Raw genomic sequence first — 15,167 nt, forward strand, 5'->3', positions numbered from 1 at the left:
GGGGCGAAGCCGGCGGACTTGCAAGGGTTGGGGTGGCCCGCCGGCTTCTATGATTGATCCGCTTACAGGCCGAGCGAACCAACCACTCCGTCTACGATGCTTGTATCAACCACATCGTTAATTTCCGATGAGATTTCGTTCGACAGCGTCGACACGAGATCGGCGGCAACGTCGGCCATGATCACGTCATCAACGGCGACCATTGAGTCCGACATCATATCGACATCGTGATCAGTCTCGACAGCCTGACCGCCTTGATCACCTTGATCGCCCTGGTCGCACTGACCGCAATTGAGGAGATTTGGGCCGGTGCCAGAGCTGACCTTTTGCAGCGCTCCCGGGACAAGTTCCACGACATTGCCGCCCAGCTGATCGCCCGTCTGATCGGCAGTGCTGCCAACGAGGTATTTGGAGGCTGTGACTGCGCCGGTGAGGCGCTCGATCTTGTCAGCCTTGAGGCCTTCGACAAGCTCGACCCCATTGGCGATGCCATCTTCCGTATCGGGACCGTCGCCGCCGCAGCAGCTTCCGTCACGCTCAGCGACCTGGTCGAGCAGGCCATTAACGACGTCCAGACCGTTAAACGCTTCAGGTGCCGGCTGATCGCCATCAGATTCCAGGCCGAGCAGGCTCAGCTGGAGGCCGACCGAGCCATCAACGTCAACGTCGGCGAGCGACCCGTGAAGCACGGATATGTCGGCCGCGATATTCAAAGGGATGCTCGTGTCGAGCAGCGCGCCGTCGAGGACCGAGAGTGCCGCCGGCACGTCAGGGTGCAGGCAGCTATCCAGCAAGGCCCCATTCAGCCAGGCGACATTCGCGAGCAGGTCCGGATTCGCATCCGTGTTCAGAAGGGCACCGTTGAGGACCGAAATGATAGCGGCGACATCGGCGTCGACATCGGCATCAACCAGCGCGCCGCGCAGGATTTCGATGTCTGCCAGCGCATCGGCGTCCAGAACAATATCTGCCAGGGACCCTTTCAGAGCATCGAGGGTCGCCAGGATTTCTGCGTCCGCAACCGCGTCGAGCACCGATCCGTCCAGAAGATCAAGAGCCAGCGGACCCTGCAGGTTTTCGTCTGCATAAAGAGGGCCGTTTTGGAACAGCTCAACTGCCTGGGTGTTGCCAGCGTCTCCGGTGGTCACACCGGATGCACCGGTCGATCCGGATGTGGCAGGCGCTGCGGTCGCAAACCCGACCATCAGAACTGTGGCCAGTGCCGTCATGGATGTCGTCTTGATCATGTTTTTACTCCTTCACCTTCACAAGATGCAACACTGACGAGTGGGGTCGGATTTTATTCCAGAAAAAATCCCGAGCTCTGTAAAAACTCGGGAAATCAATGCACTAAAGGGTTCTTTTAAGACGTATAGGGAAGAAAGAAGCCGGCAGGATGGAGGGGTGGGAGCGCTGCCGGCTTCTTCTTGGTGATCGCTCGCTTACAAACAGAGCGCGCCGATCACAGTATCAACAACCGTCTCATCCACCACGGCGTTGATATCCTCTGTGAGCTGACTGGTCAGGTCCGCGGTAAGGCTTTCCGCGATGTCTTCATTGACCGTCTCGTGAATGACCGCTGTCATTTCCGATGCCACATCCGGTGACACATAAAGACTGATTTCCAGAGCGCCCGTCGTCTCAGGCGTCGGTTGGCTGACATTGTCCAGAACATCATCGGTCAGGATGTCCTCTATTCCGGTCATCCGGTCTGTCTCCTCCGCGATAGCCGCCGCCAGCACGTCGCCGCAATCTGCGAAACCATTTCCCGTCGCCCGGGACGCCGCGCCGGAGCGGGTCACGCCGTTAAACGAGACCAGCTGGGCCGTGTCACAATTTCCGTCAGCCACCGCGTCGAAGCGCAGCGTGGACAAATCGCGGACAGGCGTAACAGGCTCGCCAGAGGGCGCCGGTGTGGTGTTATTGCTGGCCTGAAGCTGGCGCGGTGCGCGTGTGACTTTGGCAGGGGGTGGACTGACAGCCTTTTGTTCAGTGCGGACCGTATCGGTGGCCGACCGGCTGACCGCCATTTCTTCGGACCGGATCGTTTTGGTACCTGTCCGCTTCTCGGTGGACACGACTGCCTTACGATCAATATCGGTGTCGGCCGAAAAGTCCGTAGACGGTTCGAACCACGAGTCCGAGAAGACAGCTGCGCAATCCTGCACGGCCTGAGGTCGCGCGATGATGAGCGTGGCAATTACCGCAAATGCGGCTACAGGAATCTTTGAATGGATCATTTGTCGCTCCTTGTCTTTGACATGGCAAGGAAGTGACGGGCCGGATCGAACTCTATTCCCAAAAATTAGGTCGACCAGCCCCCTCAAAAGTCCGGATCACCAATAGTGACAGGCGATTCCAGCCCAAATTATTTAATGGCCCTCACGCTCAAACCGCTCAATTTTTTCCATTTTGAATTGTCACCAGACCCATGCAGGACCGGACCTCAGGCCCCGTTTTCAACCCGCAATAAGGTCGCCAAGCGCGGCTTTGAGAGGGCCCAGATGCGGTTCGAAATGGCGCCATTGCTCAAGCCCGGATGCCGAGATCGGCTGACGCACCTGTTCCGAGCTCGCCGTGCGGACCGCCCGCTTCGTCTTGTGAAAGTCGACGCAGGCCTGTTCGAATGGCAGGCCGCAATAATCGAGAATGCGCCGGACCTGCGTCTCCAGATCGCCAACCACATCCTCATGCTGCACACGCAGGATCCGCCCCTCAGGCAGCACGCGGTCCCAATGGCCCATCAGGTCAACATAACCGCGATAGTAATGCCCGATATCCTCAAGGCTGTAGGAGAATTCCTGCCCTTCGGCGAAGAGCTGTTTGAAGCCAGAGAAACAGCACGCCATCGGTTCGCGGCGCGCATCGATGATCTTCGCATTGGGCAGGATCAGCTGGATCAGCCCGATATGGCGGAAATTATTGGGCATCTTGTCGGTGAAGAACGGCGCGCCCTGCCGGTGGATGGCCGTGTTTTCGATATAGTCACGCCCGAGCGCGGCCAGCTCCTCATCGGGCAGATCATGCAGGATACGCGGATAGCGCTCACGGTCGCTGACCTGCTTGCGCCCGCGCAGCCTGTGCGCCAGCGACAGGATATTCGGAAGCTCCAACGTGCCATCCACCTGGCTGTGCGAGGCCAGGATCTGCTCGATCAGCGTGGAGCCGGCTCTTGGCAGGCCGACGATGAAAATCGGCGCCGGGTCATCATGCCCTGCCCCGGCTCGGCGAGTGAACAGATCTTGCGTGCAATGTTTTTCCTGCGCGGCAAACTCTTCCTGCATCTGTTCGGTCGTATAGCGCGTCTGGCGCTTCTTCAGCCCATTGCCTTCGCTATACCGCTCAAAGGCAGCGTCATAGTCCGCCCGGTCCTCCAGGGCCTTGCCGAGCGCGAAGGCGACATGCACGCGGCCCATATAGGAGAGGTTCGGGTCGCCGGCGACGCGCTCCATCTCGGCGATCTCATCATCCTCGAAACGGAAGGTCTTGAGATTGGCGAGCGCGTACCAGGCATCGCCTTGCAGGGGGTCTGCCGCAATGGCCGCGCGATAGGACGCGATGGCCTCATCGGTTTCCCCAAAGGTCTTCAGCGCATGCCCGCGTGACGTCAGGGTCGAGGCATCATCCGGCAGCTTTTCGAGCACCTTGTCGAAGGTGTCGATCGCCGCGCCATAGTCACCGGCCTGCATGCTCTCAATAGCAAAAAGCGATTGGAAAACAGGGCTGTCCGGGTCACGCTTCATAAGCACGTTCGCCTGCTCCAGCGCCGCTTCATACTTCTGCCGTTTACGGAGCACCTGGATGTAATCAATCCGCAGCTGGAGATTGTCCGGCTCCAGCTCGATCGCTGTTTCCAGCAGAAAGTCGGCATCCTCATGCACACCGAGCCGCGAGCCAATGTCCGCGAGCAGACGCATGCCTTCGACATGTTTCGGATGCTTCTGCATGAAGGCGCGCGCGATCTTCTCTGCGTGCAGCACCTCGCCTTCATGAACATAGTTCGTCACCGCCAGCAGCTCACGCGGCAAAGCCTCGAGCCGCGCCGCCTGCGCCCGCGCATCCGCCGCCGCCCGGTCCTGGCCAAGCGCGGTATACAGCTCCGCCTGGCGTTGCCAGCTTGCGACCAGCGCCGGATTGTATTGCGTTGCCAGCCGATAAGCCGCCAGCGCGCCCGCCTGATCGCCCGTATTGCGCAGCAGGTGCCCCTCTTCCTGAAAGGCCCGGCCGAAATCCGGCGCGACCCGTTTCAGCCGCGACAGGTAATCGCGGGCCGCGTCAGTCTGTTTCAGATAGCGCGCAGAGGCCGCCGCCATGTACAGCAGCTCGCGATGCTCCGGCGCGAGGTCCAGCAAATGTTTCGCGCGTGACAGGGCCGCTTCGAAATTGCCCACCTGCATCGCAGCGCGGACCTCTCGCAATATGTCCTTCTTCACGTAACCTGTCTCGCTCATCGGATCTCCGGTCGATATGAATGCAGCGCCCCGGTCACCCGGGACGCTGCGAAGGTTAGCGGATATCGCGCTGGACTAGTAGTCGTAGCTCAGGCGAAGACCGATCGTGCGCGGACGCATCGGCGTGACGCGCTCACGGTCGAAGACGAAGTCGTTCGACAGCGCCGCATACTCATTGGTGAGGTTCGTCACGAACAGCTCTGCCGCCCATTTGTCAGCGGTCACACCGGCCGTTACGCCCAGCGTCGCATAGCTATCGAGTTCAGCCTTGTTGATCTCGATAATGTCGCTGAACGAACCGTCAGAGAAGACGAGCTGCGGCATGACATGCGCGGTGAGATACTGGCCGGCAATCTCCTGCTCGAGATCCCACTCATAACGCACCCGCAGATTACCCTGATAGGATGGCGCGTAAGCCAGTTCGCTGCCGACGATCACATCATTGGTTGGCGTCAGGACTTCGGTGATTTCCGAATCCAGCAGCGAGAACGCACCTGCCACCGTCAGTCCCGGCATGGAATCCGGTCCCCAGGTGAAGTCACCCTCAAGGCCTTTCAGCTCTGCATTCGCCGCATTATCGGAGAAGAACAGGTTCACGATGTTCGGATCGAAAATCGTGGTCTGAAGCCCTTCAATCTCGACGAAGAAGGCCGCACCGTTGAAGCGGAGCGAATTGTCGAACAGCTCGGTTTTCCAACCCAGCTCATAGTTCGTCACTTCATCGGTATCGACAGCAAACGGCACAGTGTACGAGCCTGGGCCCGATGCGCCGCCTGGACGGTTCAGCAGGCCTGGGCGGAAGCCTTCCGAATAGGTCGCATAGAACATCATGTCCTCAGTCGGCGTCCATTCACCGGTCGCTTTCACGATCACGCCATCGGTCGCGGCCTTGTCCGGATTACCAGCAGCATTACCCGGCGCATATTGAGCCGAGATATTGGTCCCGGCGCGTTGAGCATCATCTGCCTGACCAAGGTTATAGAAGGAGGAGTTTGCACTGCCTTCCAGGTCGACTTCGACATCATACCAGCGTGCACCGAGCGTCACGGCAAACTGGTCGGTCAGGTCAAACGTCGTCTCCCCGAACACACCGAGTTGCTCGTCAGTGCGCAACACGTCATTGCGGAAGATGACGCCAGCAGGGAACGGTCCGGCTTCGCTGTAATAGCCAGGCGACGCCAGGCCGACCTCGCCGGTGACATCGGTGTTGGTCAGCGGATAGTTCGGCGCAAAGCCGGTCTCACCGTTAAAGCCGAGCACCTGCGTGGAGCCAGGATAGACAAAATCGTTCAGCTCAGCGAGCTCAAGGTCAGAGTAGAACGCACCGAAAGTCGCACGCCAGCGATTTTCGCTCGGCGTGTTGAAGCGCAGCTCGTGCGTCTGAACCTTCGTCTCCGAAGAAGACCTGACATAGAGGTTCGGCGCGTAACAGGTGCCCGTCGGCGCACCCGTACTCGGATACGACACCGAACCATCACAGATATAATATGGCAGGTACTGGCCCACGAAGAGATAGTCGGAATAATCGACAACCTGGTCGGTGTTCCGCTCGGTATAGGCACCGGTATAAAGCGCTTCGAGCATGCCGAGGCGGCCTTCCAGCGTCCATGAGGTGGAGTGGAAGTCATCCTCGATCTCTTCCGGCGTGAAGCGGACAATGTCGTAATCGTCCAGGTCAGGGTCGGAGAAGAACACGCCATCGGCCTCGATGGCCTGTTGGGAGTGCTGGATCAGCAGGTCCCAGTCGGCATTGAACTCATAATAGCCGCTCAGACGGAAGCCCTGATAATTGGTGTCGTTGATATCATCCTCAACGATCGCGCCATTATCGGCCTGAATGAAATTGATCCCCGAAAAATCGACGATATCGACCGCAATGGAATTGTCGCCATCGGCCTGTTTACCGGCCCGCGCCTGTGAGACGACGGTGCCATTGTCACGGACCGTCCCGGCTGGGCGGAAGCGAGCCGAGTCGCGCGCCGTCAGCGTGCCACCGACATTGTCGATATAGCCACCCTGGCTGTCATTATAGACAACGCCGCGCAGCGCGAATTTGTCCGTCACCGGCACATTGATCATCGCCTCGACGCTGTTCGACATCTCGCCGCCATCGGTGAAGGAGGTCGACGCCTTGAAGCCGGCATCAAATCCGGACAGCGATGGCTTGTTGGTGATCAGGCGAACCGTACCGGCCTGCGAGCTTGCGCCGAACAGCGTGCCCTGCGGCCCGGAGAGCACCTCGAGGCGCTCAAGGTCAGCGGCATAGACGTCCAGGTTGCGGCCCGGCTGGGACAGCGGCTGTTCGTCGAGATAGAAAGCGACGTTCGGCGCGAGACCAGCCACACCGGCGACCGTCAGGTTTGGCGTCGTCGACGCGAGACCGCGAATATAGATCGTGTTCTGACCGGGGCCGGACCCGCCCGCCGTCACGCCCGGAAGCTGGACGAGATAGTCGCTGAAATTCTTGACGCCGAGTTGCTCAAGCTCCTGCTCGCCGAGCGCGTTGACGGTCACGGGAATGTCCTGCGCCGATTCAGAGCGCTTGGTTGCTGTCACGGTGACGGTGTTGAGGCGACGCTTTTGTGCGCCGGTCTCGTCCTGCGCCATGGCCGGCGCTGCGAATGTGAGTGCGCTGATGGCGAGCAGAGATGCTCCGCCTAGAAGTCTGTTCATGAAATGAATCCCTCGATTGCTACTTTTGTCAAAACGGCGCCAGATCAGGCCGCGCCAGGGGACGCGCCAAGCCAGGCAGACGAAATTTGAATGACGCGGTGATGAATAGAATTTTATTTTGCAAAGTAAAATATCGGCCCACTGCTGCTATTGGCCTGATTTTGCTGCAGGCGCGAAAACACAACATTAATCCATGTTAATTCAAGGGGTTGTGGAAATGTTGCCCCAAAGTCACACGTAGATTCCAATCTCAGGCATGTTGGAATCTACCTAAATATATGTTCTCAGCCCTGCATCAGACTATTTCGTAAATCGAATCAAATATTTAGTTTTGAAAGATCTTGGATGAGCGACGCCGATACGCCGACCGACACTGATAGCGATAACGACACAATCGAATACGAGACCGACTACGAAGTCGGACAGGACAATGTTGAGGTCTGGGGCCTCGACATTCACAACCCGGTCTTTTTCCTGAGCGCCGGTCTCGTTCTGCTGTTCGCAGCAGTCTCGCTGATCTTCCCGGAAGCCGCCGGTAGCGGCCTGGAGGCCTCTCGCTCCTGGACGCTCCACACCTTCGACTGGATGTTCGCGATGACGCCGGTCCTGTTGTTTATCTTCTGCGTTTTCCTGACGCTGTCGCCGCTCGGCAAGATCAGGCTGGGCGGGGCGGACGCAAAGCCGGAATTCGCGCTCACATCCTGGGTCGCCATGCTGTTCGCCGCCGGCGTTGGCATCGGCTTCATGTTCTATGGCGCGGCCGAACCGCTCGCCTATTACACAGACTGGTTCGGCACGCCGCTCGATGCCGCAGCCGAAAGTGCAGAGGCCCGCCGCCTCGCCTTCAGCGCCACGCTGTTCCACTGGGGTCTGTCGCCCTGGGCGATCTACGCCATCGTCGGCCTCGCGCTCGGCTTCTTTGCCTATAATAAAGGCCTGCCCCTCACCATCCGCTCAGCCTTCTACCCGATCCTGGGCGAGCGTGTCTGGGGCGCATGGGGCCACTTCATCGATACGATGGCGGTCATCTCGACTGTGTTCGGCCTTGCCACAACCATCGGCATCGGCGCCATGCAGGCGAGCAGCGGCGTCAGCTACCTTCTCGGCTTCAAGCCAACCCTGCTCATGCAGGTCGGGCTGGTCCTCGCCATTACGGGGCTTGCCGTCATTTCGGTTCTGCGCGGCATGGATGGCGGCGTGAAACTGCTCTCCAATATCAACATGTCGATCGCGCTCCTGCTGATGATCTTCGTCTTCATCACCGGTCCGACCCTCGCCATCACGCTGGGCTTTGGCGAGAACTTCATCGCCTATGTGAAAGACACTCCGGCCCTGACCAACTGGTTCGGCCGCACCGATCAGGCCTGGTTCCATGACTGGACCATCTTCTACTGGGCGTGGTGGATTTCCTGGTCGCCCTTCGTCGGCATGTTCATCGCGCGCATCTCGCGCGGCCGCACAGTGCGCGAATACCTCACCGTCGTGATCCTTTGCCCCTTCGTCATCTGCGTAGTCTGGTTCACCACCTTCGGCGAAACGGCCATCCAGCAATTCGAAGCGGGCCAAGGCGATCTCGCCGGCGGTATCGAGACCGCCGCCCTCTCCCTGTTCCAGCTGCTCGACAGCCTGCCCCTGGCCGCCATCACATCGACCGCCGCCATCTTCCTTCTGGTCGTCTTTATTGTGACCTCGGCGGACTCTGGCGCGCTTGTCATCGACAGCATCACCTCGGGCGGCAAGACAGATGCCCCGGTTCCGCAACGCGTCTTCTGGGCCTGTATGCTGGGCGTCACGGCCTCCATGCTGCTCTATGGCGGCGGCAGGTCAACGCTGCAGTCATTGCAGGCGGGCACGATCACCGCAGCCCTGCCCTTCACGCTGATCCTTCTGGTCTGCTGCATCAGCCTCTATCTCGGCCTTCGCAGCGAAGTCCGTGCAAAGGCTGACGACAGCTGACGGCCAACCAGCGCGCCCACGGGCCCCCGCTAAAAGCCGAGCGTATGAGCGGCACACATGCAACCGCCCCGCACGTCCAAAACCGTGCGGGGCGAGATGGCTTGCAGGGCCCGTCGCGTGTCGGGATCAAATTTTCTTGAAACCGATAAGCCATGTGAGCGTTTACACTTCTACGGTCGCATTCGGGGATAGTTCATGAGTGCCACCGTGCAAACGAAAGTGGTATGTAGACGTGTCTGATAAAACCTGGATCATGATCGTAGAAGACGAGCTGATGATCGGTCTCCACCTGAAAGTGGACCTCGAAGCCATGGGCTATGGGGTTGTCGGGCCGATCAGTTCGGTAGAAGGCGCTCTGGCGGCTTTGGAGCAGGAGACGATCCACGCTGCAGTTCTCGACATCACCCTCTATGACGAACTCTCTCTCCCGGTCGCGCAGACGATGTCTGACCGGAATCTCCCCTTCATGTTTCTTACAGGCTCACGCATTGGGCGGATGGCGGACAAGTTCGATGGCGTGACCATCCTCAGCAAGCCGGTGATCTTCAACGAGCTGGAAACCTATGTCCGTGCCATGCTTGATCAGACGTCGGAGCCACAAACCGCCAGAAAGCGGGCCTGACCGTCCCCTGCCAGCTTTGGCCCCCTTATCGATCCTGGGTATTGCCCGCCACGCGCTAAGGTGACAAAAATATTCGCGCGTCAGGGGAACATTGCCATGAGCGAGAATATCCAGCCCATCGTCGAAGCCTTCAACCAGCGCTACCAATCGGCTTGGGGGTCAGACGACATCCTCGACCTCTACTGCGATGACGGCGTCATGATCGCCGAAGTCACCGCCATCGGAAAACCCGCCATACGCGACCTCCTGAAAGCGATTTTCGCGCAAGGCTGGAAGCTCTCCAATGTGCGCACCCTGTTTCAGCAAAAGCGCGGCGACGTCATCATCGTAACGGTCGAATATCTCGCTCAATCGGGCGAAGACACCAGCAAGGCCACCGCATCCCAGGTCCTCGTCAATGAGAACGGCACCTGGAAAACTGCCATGCACACCAATGCCTGACTGAAGCGCCCCGCGTGCCTGGATCGGCGCGAGAAACACCGCCGCCGCCCCGACCGTGATCGCGATCACCCGACAATGGACCGCACGCAAGCTGCCTCGTCGGCGTCGGAGCGAACCGCAAACCTCGCCTCCTCGCCAGTCCCTTGCGTGATCAGGCAGGACGGGAGCGCCAGCTCATCCGGCCAGATCACCGCTCCATTCACAATATGGCGTTGGTATCGCTCGTCGAACCGATCTCCGAGCGCCGCGCGCAGCGCCCCCTGGATTTCATCATCATCCAGCGTTTCATCGCCAGCATCGATCAGTCCGGACAGGACATCCGACAGGTCCCCGCTGTTTGAAGCTGCAAGCTCACTGTTCCAGTTCAACGCAAGCAGCTGGCCCTGCTGATAGGGCAGTCGCTGCAACGCATCGCTGTCCCAGATCCCTGCTGCGAGCGCGCTCTGGCTCGTCTCACGCACGGGCGAGGTCAGATAGGCCTCCACCATGTCATTCAGGTTCGAGACAAACCCGTCGAGATCAATCAAACCGGACTTCAACAGCACGATCTGGGTGTAGTATTCGGTAAATCCCTCGGTAAACCACATTCGCTCAGGGTCGGTGGCCTCATCCGTAGCGCCCATGCGCCGGGTGATCCACTCATGCAGAATCTCATGCACGATCGTGTGGGTCAGGTTTTCTGCCTCGGCATTCTGGGTCGCGAGCAGCAGGAATGAGCGGGTCAGACCTGTTCCGATGACGGCGGACCCGTCTGGCAGGTCCGGCAGCGGAAGCAGCGCGACGAAGTAATCCTTGAACACATCGTCTTCGAACAGCGCGGCCGCTTCGGACAGCACGGCCTGCGCCGTCAAGCCGATCTGCTCGTCGGACAGCGTCCAGTCCCCCCGCACACCGAGCCTGACCTCACGCCCCGATCCGCTGACCACAGATGTCCGGTAGTCGCCAATCAGAATCACCGAGCCCCTGATATCGCTCAGCGCCACTGGGTCGCTCACCCCATCCTCGAGCTTGAGGCTCGACACCAACGCGCCCTCAAAGCCAGTCACCGAAAGCCGGAACGGACCCGTAACATCAACGTCCGGCACGAACGTATACCCGATCAGGCTGGCATGATCGGGCAACACAATTGGCCGCATGCCGGGAAGCCCCGCCTCCCCCCATTGCGGTTCGCCATCATAATCCTGTTTCAGCGTGAAACTCAGCACGAAGGGCTCAGCAGCGCCATGCTCTACCCGAACAGTCCCGCCTTCTCGCTCGAGCGTCGCGCCAGCGCCGGCAGTAGAAACCTGGAAGTCGGACAAAAGTCCCGTGAGGCCTGTTTCAGGTCCCCACTGATCGGGAAAGAGAAACTCTACAACGCCGTCATCGTCTGAAGCGATCTCCATCGTCACGCGAATGGCGCCGTCCTGTCCCGCCGCTGCAGGCTCCAGGCTGATCATGTTCCCCGGCAGGCGAGGCGCATCAGGGGCCGATGCGCACCCCGCAAGCGAGGTTACAGCGGCGACGAATATCCAGCTCAGCTTCAAGTCTCTTCTCCAGCGTGGCTCTTTATCTGTTTAACGGACGTGTCGTCGGTCAGGTCAAGTTAGCCCGCTGGTGCTGTCAGGATCCGACTTTGTCACACCCCAGAAATCACCATGCCGAATACGCCTCATCCTGCAGTGAATATTTCAGTTTCGTGGGTTATTGATCCGTCAAAAAATGCGGGTTACTACGATTACCAGAGTTTGCTTGGAAAAGGATGTCAGCATGAAACTACACAGGTCTATCGCACCAGCACTCGCGGTGCTCGCCTGCCTGTCAACCGCAGTCCCCAGCGCTGTGGCCCAGTCGTCGGGGGGCTGCCCACCCGAGATCTCGACAACGCCGCGCGCCGGAGTGCCGGCGAAACTGACCGTTCAGGACCTGCATGTGGGCATGACGCTGGCAGAAGCCGAAGCAACACTTGCTTGCAAGTTTCCAGGCTTTGAAACGGTTTTTCCGGACGGCGGGTACATTGTCAAAACCTATGAAACGCCTGTGGCTCTCAAGCAATTCCTGACGGTTTCGAACTTTCCACCGGCAAACAGGCTCGCCATGCCCGGCAACGAACGCGTCGATCTGCAGGCGATCGGCCTGCCGGGGAAAGAAGTCGTACACGCCATCGCTCATCGCAAGATGTACGAGACAGCGTCCCGGCCAACGAAGGACGCACTCCACTCAGCACTTCTGAAAAAATACGGCGAACCGTCAGAAATCAACGACCTCTACGCATTCGGCAAAAGATATACCTGGTTTTATGACGTAAACGGAAACCAAGTTACGAGCAGCCAGTATCATAAACCGGGCTGCATGAAAGCAACGGCGACCAAACCCACGGGTGTTACAAGTGGATTCGCCGCGACAGGGTGCGGCGTCGTTCTCGACATCCTGGTGAAGCCCGCCCGGGACAATCCTCAACTGGCCGACGCTCTGACCGTCAATATTGTCGACTCGCACGGTCTCGCAAGCGGGGTAGAAGCGCTTCAAGGGCACTTCGACAAGATTGAGAACGCCCGGCGCAACGCCGAAGCGGCAGAGGCATCGTCAGACATAGATCTATAAGAACTCGCCCGTTCTTTCCTGTCAGGGAACGGACGGGCGACCACCCTCAGGCCGTCTCGTCGGCGATCTTCTCGTGCAGCCAGGCGGCATGCCTTGGCGCTTTCTTGGTGCGGCTCCACTCATCCAGCATGTCTTCGGCGACCGATTTCAGCTCGCTCATCTGCTCGGGCGTGCCGATATTGCAGGCAAGCTCGAGCCGGTGACCATTCGGGTCGAAGAAATAGATCGACTTGAAGATGCCGTGATGGGTCGGCCCGACGACCTCCAGCCCGCGGCTTTCGGCCCGCGCCTTGGCGTTCATCAGATCGTCCATCGTCGCGACCTTGAAGGCGATATGCTGCACCCATTCGGGCGTGTTGCGGTCCCGGTCCATATCCGGCCTGGTCGGCAGCTCGAAAAAGGCGAGCACATTGCCATTCCCGGCATCGAGAAAGACATGCATGTACGGGTCCGCCGCGCCGGTGGACGGCACCTTGTCCTCTGCAATGGCGAGCTGGAAATCCATGCCCAGCACGTCCTTGTAGAAATCCACCGTCTCCTTCGCATCCTTGCAGCGATAGGCGACGTGGTGAACGCCTTGAAGATTGGGGGCAGTCTCGGTCATTCTGAATCCTCCGTTCTGTCACGTTTCTTCGGAAAAAATCTGTATCCGACGGACCAGCCGACAAGTCCGCCAATGCCGCCAAACAGCGCTGCGCGCCATGGATCGCCAAACGGCATGAAGCCGAACTGGATATCGGCCACGAGCAGGCCTGCGCAGATCACAAAGGCAATCGAGGCGGCGAGAAGGTTCGGCTTCAGGCCCATCTGCATTCTTCGGCGTTCAGTCATGGCATCTCCTCCCGGTGCTACACCCAGCGCCGTACGCGTTTGCAATACGCATCATATTCAGCGCCGAAGCGCTCACGCAGGGCCGCTTCCTCGGGTTTGATCTGGTTTGCATCAATATACCAGATCGCGACCGGCAGGAGCAGCAATCCCGCACTCCAGCCCTGTCCAAGACAAATCCCGAGCGCGAACAGCGCCATGCCCACATACATCGGGTTGCGACTGAAGCTGTAGATCCCGCCGCTCACCAGCGCGGTGGCTTCCGACGGATCAAACGGGTTGACTGTCGTCTTCTTCAGGCGGAACCCGGTGACCGCGAGGATCAGGAGAACCGCCGCGCAAATCAGGGCGATCAAGCCCACAAAGGGCTGGAATGGAAACGTGAAGACGCTAGCCGGCACAAGGTGTTCAACGGCCCACCCGATCAGAATGGGCACGGCGAACACCAGGGGCGGCGGTATCTTCACGCGTCGGCCTTCTCTTCGACCGCCAGCGCGCCGCGCTTGATCTGGTCGCGTTCCATACTCTCGAACAGCGCCTTGAAGTTACCCTCACCGAAGCCTTGTTCATAGTCGCCAACGCGCTGGATGAACTCGAAGAAGACCGGTCCGATCTGCGTCTCCGCGAAGATCTGCAGCAGCAGGCGCGGCTCGCCGCCTTCCGTCGTGCCATCGAGCAGGATGCCGCGCTTCTTCAGCTCTTCGACATCGCGGCCATGGCCCGGCAGGCGCTCGGCCAGCATCTCGTAATACGTATCCGGCGGCGGCGTCATGAAGGGCACACCAAGCGCTTTCAGCTTGTCCCATGAGGCGATGAGATCGTCAGAGATCAGCGCGATGTGCTGGATGCCTTCGCCGTTGAATTCGCGCAGGAATTCCTCGATCTGGCCCTTGCCGCCCTCGCCTTCCTCATTCAGCGGAATGCGGATCTTGCCGTCCGGCGCGGTCAGCGCCTGCGAGGTCAGGCCCGTATACTCGCCCTTGATGTCGAAATAGCGGATTTCACGGAAATTGAAGAGCTGCTCATAGAAGTCAGCCCAATACTTCATCCGGCCCTTGTAGACATTGTGAGTAAGGTGATCGATCAGCTTGAAACCGGCGCCTTCAGGATATTTCTCGACGCCCGGCAGATATTCGAAATCGATGTCATAGATCGACAGACCCTCGCCCTCATCGTCATAGCGGTCGATGAGATAGATCAGCGAGTGGCCGATGCCGCGAACGGCCGGGATATTCAGTTCCATCGGCCCGGTCGGCACCTCGCAAGGCTCTGCGCCCTGGGCGATCAGATGGTCATAGGCCTTCTTCGCATCGCGCACGCGGAAACCCATGCCGCAGGCGCTCGGGCCATGCTCACGCGAGAAGTAATAAGCCGGTGAGCCCTTCTCATAATTGGTAATCAGATTGATGCCGCCCTGGCGCCACAGCTCGACGTCCTTGGAGCGGTGACGCGCCACCCTGGTGAAGCCGATCGTCTCGAAAACCTTTTCAAGATGGCCCTTTTCAGGCGCAGAAAACTCGATGAATTCAAAGCCGTTGAGGCCAGCTGGATTTTCAAACAGGTCTGCCATGTGCTTAACCTCCTAAGATTGTTGTTACCAGAATAGTTGCATT

The 15,167-nt window shown here is 59.3% G+C and carries 13 protein-coding genes; 4 read left to right on the top strand and 9 right to left on the bottom strand.

Features of this window, described 5'->3' with window-relative positions:
- Nucleotides 1–62: 62 nt before the first annotated feature.
- From WNY37_RS14605 to WNY37_RS14620, 4 genes are all read right to left on the bottom strand, one after another.
- The gene (locus tag WNY37_RS14605) at nucleotides 63–1,247 is read right to left on the bottom strand and encodes a hypothetical protein (RefSeq protein WP_342974127.1); all 1,185 of its coding nucleotides are present in this window, start codon (nucleotides 1,245–1,247) and stop codon (nucleotides 63–65) included.
- Between the two features lie 195 nt (nucleotides 1,248–1,442).
- Nucleotides 1,443–2,240: a hypothetical protein gene (locus tag WNY37_RS14610; RefSeq protein WP_342974128.1), complete on the bottom strand. Its 798-nt coding sequence runs from the start codon at nucleotides 2,238–2,240 to the stop codon at nucleotides 1,443–1,445.
- Between the two features lie 219 nt (nucleotides 2,241–2,459).
- Entirely contained in the window at nucleotides 2,460–4,451 is a 1,992-nt protein-coding gene (locus WNY37_RS14615; protein ID WP_342974129.1) for a sulfotransferase, read from the bottom strand.
- Between the two features lie 75 nt (nucleotides 4,452–4,526).
- On the bottom strand, nucleotides 4,527–7,124 hold the full coding sequence (locus tag WNY37_RS14620; protein ID WP_342974130.1) for a TonB-dependent receptor: 2,598 nt from the start codon (nucleotides 7,122–7,124) through the stop codon (nucleotides 4,527–4,529).
- Between the two features lie 345 nt (nucleotides 7,125–7,469).
- Between WNY37_RS14620 and WNY37_RS14625 the strand changes: the two genes are divergently transcribed.
- The 3 genes from WNY37_RS14625 (at nucleotide 7,470) to WNY37_RS14635 (ending at nucleotide 10,143) form a co-directional block, all read left to right on the top strand.
- Entirely contained in the window at nucleotides 7,470–9,080 is a 1,611-nt protein-coding gene (locus WNY37_RS14625) for a BCCT family transporter (RefSeq protein WP_342974131.1), read from the top strand.
- Nucleotides 9,081–9,312: 232 nt separating this feature from the next.
- Nucleotides 9,313–9,702, top strand: a complete 390-nt coding sequence (locus tag WNY37_RS14630) for a response regulator (RefSeq protein ID WP_342974132.1) — start codon at nucleotides 9,313–9,315, stop codon at nucleotides 9,700–9,702.
- Between the two features lie 96 nt (nucleotides 9,703–9,798).
- Nucleotides 9,799–10,143 (top strand): nuclear transport factor 2 family protein, encoded by a 345-nt coding sequence (locus tag WNY37_RS14635; RefSeq protein ID WP_342974133.1) that lies wholly within the window; start codon nucleotides 9,799–9,801, stop codon nucleotides 10,141–10,143.
- Nucleotides 10,144–10,208: 65 nt separating this feature from the next.
- Here the strand turns inward: WNY37_RS14635 and WNY37_RS14640 are convergent, their stop codons facing one another.
- A complete protein-coding gene (locus WNY37_RS14640) occupies nucleotides 10,209–11,669 on the bottom strand; it encodes a hypothetical protein (RefSeq protein WP_342974134.1) in 1,461 nt (486 codons plus the stop codon).
- A gap of 223 nt (nucleotides 11,670–11,892) precedes the next feature.
- Here WNY37_RS14640 and WNY37_RS14645 point away from each other — a divergent pair, with 223 nt between their 5' ends.
- The gene (locus tag WNY37_RS14645) at nucleotides 11,893–12,726 is read left to right on the top strand and encodes a hypothetical protein (protein ID WP_342974135.1); all 834 of its coding nucleotides are present in this window, start codon (nucleotides 11,893–11,895) and stop codon (nucleotides 12,724–12,726) included.
- Nucleotides 12,727–12,772: 46 nt separating this feature from the next.
- On the opposite strand, the gene WNY37_RS14650 is transcribed toward WNY37_RS14645, so the two are convergent.
- From WNY37_RS14650 to hppD, 4 genes are read right to left on the bottom strand one after another with little or no spacing between them, the layout of a single operon-like run.
- Nucleotides 12,773–13,330 (bottom strand): VOC family protein, encoded by a 558-nt coding sequence (locus tag WNY37_RS14650; RefSeq protein ID WP_342974136.1) that lies wholly within the window; start codon nucleotides 13,328–13,330, stop codon nucleotides 12,773–12,775.
- Nucleotides 13,327–13,557 (bottom strand): hypothetical protein, encoded by a 231-nt coding sequence (locus WNY37_RS14655; RefSeq protein ID WP_342974137.1) that lies wholly within the window; start codon nucleotides 13,555–13,557, stop codon nucleotides 13,327–13,329. Before WNY37_RS14655 ends, WNY37_RS14650 begins: the two co-directional genes overlap by 4 nt.
- A 17-nt stretch (nucleotides 13,558–13,574) precedes the next feature.
- Nucleotides 13,575–14,021 carry an isoprenylcysteine carboxylmethyltransferase family protein gene (locus tag WNY37_RS14660; protein ID WP_342974138.1) on the bottom strand — a complete coding sequence of 149 codons (447 nt, stop codon included), beginning with the start codon at nucleotides 14,019–14,021 and terminating at the stop codon, nucleotides 13,575–13,577.
- Nucleotides 14,018–15,124 (bottom strand): 4-hydroxyphenylpyruvate dioxygenase, encoded by a 1,107-nt coding sequence (gene hppD / locus WNY37_RS14665; protein WP_342974139.1) that lies wholly within the window; start codon nucleotides 15,122–15,124, stop codon nucleotides 14,018–14,020. The genes WNY37_RS14660 and hppD overlap by 4 nt, the downstream gene beginning before the upstream one ends.
- Nucleotides 15,125–15,167 lie beyond the last annotated feature (43 nt).

Source organism: Henriciella sp. AS95, from assembly GCF_038900055.1.
In the GTDB taxonomy this organism is placed as follows: domain Bacteria; phylum Pseudomonadota; class Alphaproteobacteria; order Caulobacterales; family Hyphomonadaceae; genus Henriciella.

Coding starts and splice junctions, on each gene's coding strand:
- WNY37_RS14645 (WP_342974135.1), top strand. CDS start 11,893: ATGAAACTACACAGGTCTATCGCACCAGCACTCGCGGTGCTCGCCTGC.
- WNY37_RS14620 (WP_342974130.1), bottom strand. CDS start 7,124: ATGAACAGACTTCTAGGCGGAGCATCTCTGCTCGCCATCAGCGCACTC.
- WNY37_RS14655 (WP_342974137.1), bottom strand. CDS start 13,557: ATGACTGAACGCCGAAGAATGCAGATGGGCCTGAAGCCGAACCTTCTC.
- WNY37_RS14650 (WP_342974136.1), bottom strand. CDS start 13,330: ATGACCGAGACTGCCCCCAATCTTCAAGGCGTTCACCACGTCGCCTAT.
- hppD (WP_342974139.1), bottom strand. CDS start 15,124: ATGGCAGACCTGTTTGAAAATCCAGCTGGCCTCAACGGCTTTGAATTC.
- WNY37_RS14605 (WP_342974127.1), bottom strand. CDS start 1,247: ATGATCAAGACGACATCCATGACGGCACTGGCCACAGTTCTGATGGTC.
- WNY37_RS14635 (WP_342974133.1), top strand. CDS start 9,799: ATGAGCGAGAATATCCAGCCCATCGTCGAAGCCTTCAACCAGCGCTAC.
- WNY37_RS14625 (WP_342974131.1), top strand. CDS start 7,470: ATGAGCGACGCCGATACGCCGACCGACACTGATAGCGATAACGACACA.
- WNY37_RS14610 (WP_342974128.1), bottom strand. CDS start 2,240: ATGATCCATTCAAAGATTCCTGTAGCCGCATTTGCGGTAATTGCCACG.
- WNY37_RS14615 (WP_342974129.1), bottom strand. CDS start 4,451: ATGAGCGAGACAGGTTACGTGAAGAAGGACATATTGCGAGAGGTCCGC.